The sequence below is a fragment of the Corallococcus sp. AS-1-12 genome (assembly GCF_020036995.1).
In the GTDB taxonomy this organism is placed as follows: domain Bacteria; phylum Myxococcota; class Myxococcia; order Myxococcales; family Myxococcaceae; genus Corallococcus.
Genome location: NZ_JAIQDD010000038.1, coordinates 57195 through 65245, shown reverse-complemented (window position 1 = coordinate 65245; position 8051 = coordinate 57195). Strand labels below are relative to the sequence as shown.

The window sequence follows — 8051 nt, the reverse complement described above, 5'->3', positions numbered from 1 at the left end:
TCTTCTTGCGATGTCACCCCACCTCTATGCGGCTCGTAGGACTGCTTATTCCGCGCAGACCTCCTGTCGGACAGGTTTGGCACGGGCCGGGCCGGCGGCGGACCGCGCGAACTTGTCCTACTGTCGGACACGTTTTTGGGCAGCCGTGCCCGGGGGTGGATCCGGTTTTCGGTGCCTTGATTGCCCGGACAAGGCCGCCCCTGGGTGCGCAGCGCTCTGCACACGCCGCATGGAGTCATGGGCGCCCTTTGCCTGAAGTTTCGCGGGGTTGAGGGGGGCATGACCGTTGCTGAAGGCCCGGGGTACGGTCCCCGGCGATGGCGCGGGGGAACCGCACCGTCTGGGAGACCTTCATGCGTCGCTTTGCCCTCGCTGCCCTCGCCGCCCTCGCCACCACCGCCTGTGGAGACAATGCGCCCACGCAGGAGGAGATAGACGACGCGAAGGCCCGCGTGGAGCGACTGGCGGCCTCCACGCACCAGGTGCGGGGCGCGTTCGAGATGCTCGGCCTCATGCCCGTGTACACGTGCGGCGAGCCCCGGCGCTCCTTCCTCAGCCACGCCGTGGAGGGGCTGAGCGCCTCCGTGACCTGCGCCACCGCCCGGGTGCAGGCAGTGGATGACTTCACCGACTCCGTCGTCGTGTCCTTCCCCGCCGGCGGCTGTGACGTGCACGGCCTGCGCTTCACCGGACGCGCGGTGCTGGAGTACCGCGGCGGCGAGGACCTGATGGAGATGAAGGCGGACCTGCGCGAGCTGGCCGTGGACGGCCAGACGCTCCAGGCGAAGGTCGGCTACGGCACGTGCTCGGACGAGGCGCGCCTGTTCGCGGAGGTCGAAGGCCAGGTGCCCGGCCGCGCGGGCCACAGCTTCCACATCAACAGCACCGTCGGGAAGCGCGACGGGCTGCCCATCATCGGCGGCACGTCGCTCGTGTTCGACGGTCCGGGGGAGCTGACGGGTCCGAACGGCACGGACCGCATCACGCTCACGTCGCTGGAATATGAAGTGGGCAACTACCTGCCCAAGCAGGGCACGGCCCTGGTGGAGACCGCGGACGGCCACCGGCTGAACTTCGCGTTCCAGCCCGTGCTGTGGCGCGTGGGCAAGGTGGAGGTCACCGTGGACGACAAGGACCCGGTGACCGTGCCCGTCGTGCGCTGAGGCCTACTCCTGGAACGACCGGGTGAGCCGGGCGATGGCGCCCGGCAGCCCCCTCACGCGCAGCCGGCTGCCCGTCTCGTCGTAGGCCTGGGACACCACCGTGGTGTGCTCGTACACCTCGCCGATGCGCGCCTGCCTCGCGTAGGGAATCACCAGGTCCGCCTCCACCATGGAGGCCTCGAAGAAGGCGATGACCTCCCGGCGCAGCCCGGCCACGTCGTCCGGCCGGTGCGCGGACACGAGGAGCGCTTCGGGGTGTCCAGCCCGGAGCGCCTCCTGGGCCGCCGCGTCCAGCCGGTCCACCTTGTTGAAGACCAGCCTGCCCGGCACCACGTCCGCGCCAATCTCCTTCAGCACCGTGCGGGTGACCTCCAACTGCGCGGCCCAGGTGGGGTCGGACGCGTCCACCACGTAGAGCAGCAGCGACGCCTCCAGCGCCTCGTCCAGCGTGGAGCGGAAGGACGCCACCAGGTCGTGCGGCAGCTTCTGGATGAAGCCCACCGTGTCGGACACGAGGATGCGCGGCCGGGTCTCCGGCTGCATCGCGCGCACCGTCGTGTCGAGCGTGGCGAAGAGCTGATCCGCCACCAGCACCGTGCTGCCCGTCAGCGCCCGCATCAGCGATGACTTGCCCGCGTTCGTGTAGCCCACCAGCGCCACGCGCAACTGGTCCCGGCGCGCGTAGCGGCGCTGGTCCTGGTCCTTCTGGATGGCGGCCAGGCCCTCGCGCAGCTCCGCCAGCCGGTCGCGAATCTTGCGGCGGTCCAGTTCGATCGCGGAGTCACCGGAGCCGCGGCCCTGCTGGCGCTCGCGGCCTCCCGGCGCTTCGCGCAGGCGCGGGGCCAGGTAGTTGAGCCGGGCGATCTCCACCTGCATGCGCGCCTCGTGGCTCCGGGCGTGCCGGTGGAAGATGTCCACGATGACGCCCGCGCGGTCCAGCACCTGCACGCCCGTGGCGCGCTCCAGGTTGCGCAACTGGCTGGGGGACAGCTCATGGTCCACCACCACCACCGTGGGCCTGGGACCCGGCTCCATGGCGGCGGTCTCCGCGTCCGCGCCTGACTCCGCGTCCGTGTCCGTGTCCGTGTCCGGGAAGGCGTCGTCGTCCTCGTCGGGCGGCTCGGCGCCAGCGCCTTCCAGGTCCGCGTCGCCGGGAGCCACCGGGGCGTCCGGGTTCTCTGAGGTTTCGTCCTCCGCTTCGGCTTCCCACCGCTCGCGCGCCTTGGACGTCTTGCCCTGCGCGCCGGACGGGATGACGCCCGAGCCGCCGGTGAGCGCGGACAGCTCCTTGAGCTTGCCGGAGCCGAGCACCGTGCCGGTGGCCAGCCGCTGCCGGCGCTGGGACACGGTCGCCACCGCGTCGAAGCCCAGCGTGTGCACCAGCCGCTTCAGCTCCGCCAGGTCCGCGGCATGCGCCTCGTCCGTGACACCGGGGAGCTGCACGCCAACGAGGACCGCGCGCGGGCGCTCGGGAAGGGTTTTCGCCATGCCTGGGCTCGTAACACGCCCGGCCCGAAATGAGCGTTATGGTGGACATGCTCAGGGGGCCATCCAGCACAGCCCCCACGGGGGGCAGGCATGTACTACTGCACCATCTGCGGCTTCTATGGCTCGTTCATGCTCCAACCCCAGATGTGCCGGGGCTGCATGGCCATGGGGTCCATGAAGCCGGTCGTCCGGATCTCCTCGAAGGGGAAGCCGCCCCGCATGTCCGGGACCTACACCCTCGGCGGCGGCGCGGTCTTCCGGCGCTCGGGCGTCACGGTGTCCGCCCGCTCCGGCGAGGCCCGCAAGAAGCTCGAGAAGTTCAAGGTCCCACTGCCCAACACCCTGCGCACGCCCCAGAAGCGCAGACAGCCCCTGTCGGGGAGCCGGAGCCCCCGGCGGCCGCCGCCGACCCTCGAGCTCAAGATGGTGGTCGAAGAGAAGGAGGAGGCCGCGCTCGACCTGGGCGTGGGCACCTTCAACATCAACCACTTCAGCGAGAAGACGGAGCAGGACAAGAAGGGCCTGCTCCTGCGCCTCTTCCTGCAAAACCCCTGGCTGGACGTGCTCGTGCTGCAGGAAATCAACAAGAAGGCGCTCCCCCTGCTGCTGGAGATCGACTTCGAGGGACACGGGCTCGCCCTGGAGATGGGGCCGCAGATGCAGGCGGTCTACCCCAAGTACAAGGGCCAGAAGGTCACCGAGGCGGAGTCCGACGACGAAGAGGAGGAAGAGGACCTCGAGGCCGAGGAGCAGGTGACGGAGGACTGGAGCCTGGGGAAGAGCCAGTGTGAGTGGTACCCCATCATCTACAGGAAGAGCACCTGCGCCCATACCGGCTGGCGCGCCTTCAGTGATGCCGACGTGGTGCGGCAGAGCACCAGCAAGCACGCGAATGAACCCATCCACTGGGCCAAGCCGGTCAACCGCACCAAGGCGCCCAAGGGCTGGAGCACGCAGTTCCCCCAGCTCCTGGCGCAGCGCAAGGAGCAGTACGAGCAGCTCAACGAGCGCTACATCTCATGGCGTCCGGTCGTGGTCCACGACGTGCGCGTCGGCGGGCGCGACGTGCACATCGGCGTGGTCCACACCTCGCCCGCGGGAAAGGGGCTGGGCCGGCTGGGCGAGTACGAACAGGTGTCCGGCTTCTTCGAGCACGTCTCCGAGAACAACGACCAGCCGTGGATCATCGCGGGCGACTACTACATCGACCCCGAAGCCTCGGTGGGGGTGAACTCGGACACGAAGAACCGCAAGTGGGACGACCTCTTCCACGAGCGGGCCGCGGCGCTGGAGCTCACCCTGGCGGTCTCCCTCTCCGCCACGAACCAGTCCACCCAGACCGGGCGCAGCGTGAACTCGAAGAACAACAAGGCGCAGCTCGAGCAGCAGGGGTACATCAAGGACTGGGCGCAGGTGGGCAAGAGCTTCAAGCTCAACAAGCGGGCCGACTTCTTCGTCATCAGCCGGGCCTTCGCGCTCCACCACACCGGCATCTTCTCCCCCTTCAAGGGGCTGCTCCCGGTGGACCCGAACCACCAGGCGCTGAACTTCTGGTCCCGCACGAGCGACCACGCGCCCACCGGGGGCATCTTCTGCACCGCGCCGCTGTCCTTGAAATGGACCCAGAACCAGCAGCTCCTCTCCGAGTCCCTGGGCTCGCGCCAGTCCCAGGCCCAGTTGCAGTTGTGGGAGCTGCACAAGCAGGCGGTGGACGCCCTGGAGGTCTCCCTCCCCCAACTGGTCTCGCTGCTGAAGCGGCTGCCGGAGGACGTCCAGCGGCTGACGCAGCGGCTGTGCGTCCTGGCGATCAAGGCGCTCCACTCCCCGGCGGCCATCGCCATCCGGGGGGTGCCCTACCCCCGTGACGCGCAGGCATACGCGGCCTGGAAGCAGAACTCCCAGCACGTGACGCAGCAGCACCTGAGCGACTTCTTCGGCCTCTGCGCCCAGGTGGACCCCTCCACCGTCTGGCTGAGCACCAATCCCCTGGATGAGCTCGCGGTGGTGTTCCGCAACGCCTACCGCGCGCTCCAGCAGCTCTCCGTCCGCGCGCGGAGCTTCGACCTCATCCCGGAGTCGGAGTCGTACTCGCAGGTGAAGCTGGGCGTCCTGCCGAAGTCGTCGAGCCCCAAGGGCCATGGGAAGGAGAGCGGGGAGCTGGAGGAGGACATCCTCAAGTTGCTGGGGGAGTACCTGGAGCAGCGGCGCGCCCAGGGGTCGCCGCCCGAGGTGCTGCCCGGTTGCACCCAGGGAAGCGTCAACCAGTTCCAGATCCCGGGAGGACGGACCGCCTGCTCCGCGATGGCGGTGCTGGGGATCGCGGCGCTGCTGTCCCAGCCGGACGGGCTCGACGCCGACGGCATCGACAACGTGCTGCTGGAGGGCACGGCGCTCTACCAGCGGATGAACACGGCGACCGAGGACGAGACCCTGCTGATGCAGGCGCTGGCCCTGTCCTGCGGCGGGGTGGTGGATCCGCTCGTCCTGCAGCCCCAGGCGCCCTACTACAACCCGCAGGAGATTCCGGAGGAGGACGTGGTGCAGCGCGGGCTGCTCATGGCCAGCGCGGGCTCCGTCTCATTGGCCACCCTGTCGCGCGAGCTGTCCAACCTGCTGAAGTGGGCCCCCCGGATGGGAGTGGCGCTGGTGCTCGGGGGTTATACGGTGGCGGTCGTGCGGCGGGACGAGGCCTTGTACCTCTTCGACTCCCACGGCTGGAAGAACCGGAGCAACGCCTTCGTGCAGCGGTATGCCTTCGTCAACCAGTTGCTGGACGACGTGGGGAAGATGGCGAGGAGTCGCGCCCTCTTCGATCCCGAGATAGGCGTCACCCTGTACCTGCCCGCCGAGAACTCATGACGCCGCTGCGTGGTGATGTCGCCGTCCTGCTGGAGAAGGCCCCGCCGAAGCGCCAGGCGCTGGCGGAGGCCGCGTTCGTGTTCTTCGCCGTGCTGGGGCCCTCGTCGGTGGCCCGGCTGGGCCGGGGGGCCGCCGTGGCGGTGGAGCTGGCGCTGCTGGCGTGGGGGCTGATGCTCCTGCGGCCCTGGGAGTCCTCGCGCCGGGGAGCGTGGTGGGGCGTGCTGGGGCTGGTGGTGGCGCTGGGCGGCGCGGGCGCGGGCGCGTGGGTGGCGTCGGACGCGGAGATGAACAAGGGCTTCTCGCTGTCCATGGCGCCGCTGGTCATCCGGGCGCTGGGCATGTGCCTGCTGGTGGCGGTGCTGCTGTGGCGTGACGGCCAGGGCCCCGCGCAGGTGGGGCTGGTGCGCGAGGGCTGGGCGCGCGAGCTCTTGCTGGGCGGGGTGGTGCTGGCGGGCACGTACGTGGTGCACCTGGCGGTGTCCGTGCCGCTGGCGGCGGTCGCGGTGGCGCTGAAGCTGGCGGGCCAGGAACTGGCGGCGCGCAAGGACGTGGCGGCGGCGCTGCTGGACACGGGGCTGGGCGTCCCGGCGTTCGCGGCCATCATGGTGGTGGTGACGGGCTTCGAGGAGTTCGTCTTCCGAGGCTTCCTGGTGCCCCGGCTGAAGGTGGTGCTGGGAGGCTGGGTGCCGGCCATCCTGGTGGCGGCGGTCCTCTTCTCCGTGGGGCACTTCTACGAGGGCACGCTCGCGGTCTTCCAGACGTTCGTGATGGGCGCCTGGTTCGGCTTCGTCCTCTGGTACCGGGGGCGGCTGCTGCCGCTCATCGTGGCCCACGCGGCCTTCAACACCATCAGCTTCGCGCTAATGCTGTGGCTGTCCCGCTCGGGCTTCCTGGAGAAGCTGCCGCCCCTCTGAGCCGTGGGTTCAGGACTCCGTACCGTACTCGAAGCCTTCGTAGTCGAAGGCTCGCTCGATGGCCTTCAGGTCCGCTTCCGTGCCACCGCTTTGGCTGACGACGTCGCGCCAGCGGGCCGAGACGCGGGTCTTCATCTCGTCGATGATCCGGGTGGCCTCGTCCCTGGACAGCCGGAAGCGGACGCACTCGCTCAAGAGGTTGCGCCGGTTGGCGCGGCGATGCTGGGCGCTTCCCACCTCCATCGCCAGGTCGCGCTCCGTGCTGGCCTGGGGTGCAGGGGTCAGGTCATAGGCGGGCGACAGGTTCCAGTGGGCGTCGGGGGCGATGAGCGCATGGTTCCGGGGATGGTCATCGATGTTCGAAATGAGCGCGTTGAACACCATCCGGGAGAACAGCTCGCGCAGGTCCTCGTCCGGGTCGCGAACCCAGCGTTTCAATTCATCCGCCAGCAGCAGGTATGACCAGCTCCTGCGCTCGCGCGGATCCGCTCGCGGATCTTCATCCGCACGGAGCACCGTCAAGGCACTGACCATCCGGTGGCGCAGGTAGTTCGGCCCCGTCCGCTCCCGGTCGAACCTGCGCACCAGGAGCACGTCCTGCCCCGCGACCCGGATGAGCTTCCCGAACGCCGCGCGAAGTCCACACTCCCGTGCGAGTTCCAGCATGCCGTGCTCGACCACGGCGTTGTTCCACCGGTCGCTTCGCGATGGGAACTTGGCGATCCACAAGCCGTCATCGTCCTCGACGACGTTCTTGGGACGCGCGCCGCCCATGGAGCTGCCTGGCTGCACCAGCGCGTCGATTTGGGGCGACGGCGGCAGCCCCTGCTCGACGCGGCTTGCCTCCTCCAGCAACTGCCGCAACTGGAGCACCTTGTTGAACTGATGAACGGGAGCGGGCGGCGTGGTGCTCTCCCCGAACGACAGCGCGCCCGCGCGGTCCTCCGGCGAGTTGAGCAGGAAGCCGACCTCGTTCAGGTCTCCGCGTCCCAACTGCCGCTCGATGACCCTGCGCCCCCAGGCATCCGGGGAAGCGTCTCGCAGCGGACCGAAGATGCCGCCCAGCCTCGCTGTCGTGAAGACGCCTTCACGCAATGGCAGCTCGAAGGGATCCAGCGCGACAGCGCGAGGGTTGGCCAGGTAGCTCCTGCCGTAGACGAACTGCCCCACGCCGTCCTGCTGCACGTAGCGCCCGCAGGTCACGACGTCGAGCGAGGCCGGAAGCTGGAGGTACACGTAGCAACCGGACGGATCAGAAGTCGCCATCGAGTCCTCCCTTTGACTTGAGATCCACCCGCGCGGGCTGACGCGCGGACTCCAGCGTCTTGCCCTCTTCATCCCGGTCTGGCGAGGCCAGGCCGTTGAACTCGCGCTCGAGCCCCAGCGCCCAGAGAACCGTGAAGTAGGCGCTGAGCGCCGTGGTGGGGCTTCCCTCCTCGATTCGACGGATGGTGCCGAGCGCCAGGCCCGTCTTCTTCGCGAGATCCAGTTGCCGGAGCCCACGCCGGATCCGGGCGCGTGCGATGTTCTGTCCCAGCGTGGTGATGGCCCGGGCCACGGCGAAGGGCGTTGTGTCTTCGGATAGATTCTGGCGCGGCACAACCAATAGATTGACTCCAGCGACCAG

The 8051-nt window shown here is 69.2% G+C and carries 6 protein-coding genes; 3 read left to right on the top strand and 3 right to left on the bottom strand.

Going from position 1 to position 8051, the window contains the following annotated elements; translation table 11 throughout:
• The first annotated feature begins 353 nt into the window (after window positions 1-353).
• Entirely contained in the window at window positions 354-1163 is an 810-nt protein-coding gene (locus K8556_RS35720) for a hypothetical protein (RefSeq protein WP_223744592.1), read from the top strand.
• 3 nt (window positions 1164-1166) lie between these two features.
• Here K8556_RS35720 and hflX read toward each other — a convergent pair whose 3' ends face one another.
• Window positions 1167-2651: a GTPase HflX gene (hflX, locus tag K8556_RS35715; protein ID WP_223744591.1), complete on the bottom strand. Its 1485-nt coding sequence runs from the start codon at window positions 2649-2651 to the stop codon at window positions 1167-1169.
• A 90-nt stretch (window positions 2652-2741) separates the two neighbouring features.
• Here hflX and K8556_RS35710 point away from each other — a divergent pair, with 90 nt between their 5' ends.
• Together K8556_RS35710 and K8556_RS39595 are read left to right on the top strand one after the other, a co-directional pair.
• Window positions 2742-5510, top strand: coding sequence for a hypothetical protein (locus K8556_RS35710; RefSeq protein WP_223744590.1), 2769 nt, complete (start codon window positions 2742-2744; stop codon window positions 5508-5510).
• Window positions 5507-6424 carry a CPBP family intramembrane glutamic endopeptidase gene (locus K8556_RS39595; RefSeq protein WP_304504030.1) on the top strand — a complete coding sequence of 306 codons (918 nt, stop codon included), beginning with the start codon at window positions 5507-5509 and terminating at the stop codon, window positions 6422-6424. Before K8556_RS35710 ends, K8556_RS39595 begins: the two co-directional genes overlap by 4 nt.
• A 9-nt stretch (window positions 6425-6433) precedes the next feature.
• On the opposite strand, the gene K8556_RS35695 is transcribed toward K8556_RS39595, so the two are convergent.
• Window positions 6434-7690 carry a type II toxin-antitoxin system HipA family toxin gene (locus tag K8556_RS35695; RefSeq protein WP_223744589.1) on the bottom strand — a complete coding sequence of 419 codons (1257 nt, stop codon included), beginning with the start codon at window positions 7688-7690 and terminating at the stop codon, window positions 6434-6436.
• On the bottom strand, window positions 7677-7982 hold the full coding sequence (locus tag K8556_RS35690) for a helix-turn-helix domain-containing protein (RefSeq protein WP_223744588.1): 306 nt from the start codon (window positions 7980-7982) through the stop codon (window positions 7677-7679). Before K8556_RS35690 ends, K8556_RS35695 begins: the two co-directional genes overlap by 14 nt.
• Window positions 7983-8051 lie beyond the last annotated feature (69 nt).

Coding starts and splice junctions, on each gene's coding strand:
- K8556_RS35720 (WP_223744592.1), top strand. CDS start 354: ATGCGTCGCTTTGCCCTCGCTGCCCTCGCCGCCCTCGCCACCACCGCC.
- hflX (WP_223744591.1), bottom strand. CDS start 2,651: ATGGCGAAAACCCTTCCCGAGCGCCCGCGCGCGGTCCTCGTTGGCGTG.
- K8556_RS35710 (WP_223744590.1), top strand. CDS start 2,742: ATGTACTACTGCACCATCTGCGGCTTCTATGGCTCGTTCATGCTCCAA.
- K8556_RS39595 (WP_304504030.1), top strand. CDS start 5,507: ATGACGCCGCTGCGTGGTGATGTCGCCGTCCTGCTGGAGAAGGCCCCG.
- K8556_RS35695 (WP_223744589.1), bottom strand. CDS start 7,690: ATGGCGACTTCTGATCCGTCCGGTTGCTACGTGTACCTCCAGCTTCCG.